This is a genomic window from Aminobacter sp. P4_D5, assembly GCF_056401815.1.
In genome coordinates this window covers 1-591 of the sequence record NZ_JBFUIP010001059.1, presented here as the reverse complement: position 1 = coordinate 591, position 591 = coordinate 1, and the positions used below count along the sequence as shown (strand labels likewise).

At 67.9% G+C, this 591-nt stretch carries 1 protein-coding gene; it reads right to left on the bottom strand.

Going from position 1 to position 591, the window contains the following annotated elements; all coding sequences use genetic code 11:
• Nucleotides 1-251: 251 nt before the first annotated feature.
• The coding region (locus AC1DWF_RS36655; protein WP_476843342.1) for a hypothetical protein at nucleotides 252-591 on the bottom strand (340 nt) is incomplete at its 5' end.

Genomic DNA, 591 nt, shown 5'->3' with positions numbered 1-591 from the left:
TGCGGCGCGGCGGAGATTGCCTATGGCGCGGCCTCCATCGCCACGCCCGAGGCTGAGACAGCCCTGCACCGGCGCGTCTATGCCGAGTTCAAGACGGAGCTCGCCCGCCGCCAGCCGGCGATGCGCGTCGAAGGCGGGCTGATGGCACTGGATGGCACCATCGAGATGTTCGCCTGAGCCGAAGACACCCTCTCAGCTCTCGGAGAGGCTGTGCTGCTCGCGCAGCGCGTGGAAGCGCCGAAGACACCCTCTCAGCTCTCGGAGAGGCTGTGCTGCTCGCGCAGCGCGTGGAAGCTCAGCATCTTCCATTCGTCCTCGGCCCGCTTGCGGCGCCAGTCGGAGGAGAACAGCGCCACTAGCTCGCCGTCATGATCATGGGCCAGCTCGCTACGGTTGAACTGGCTGAAGCGCTCCAGTGCGGCGCGGCGGAGATTGCCTATGGCGCGGCCTCCATCGCCACGCCCGAGGCTGAGACAGCCCTGCACCGGCGCGTCTATGCCGAGTTCAAGACGGAGCTCGCCCGCCGCCAGCCGGCGATGCGCGTCGAAGGCGGGCTGATGGCACTGGATGGCACCATCGAGATGTTCGCCT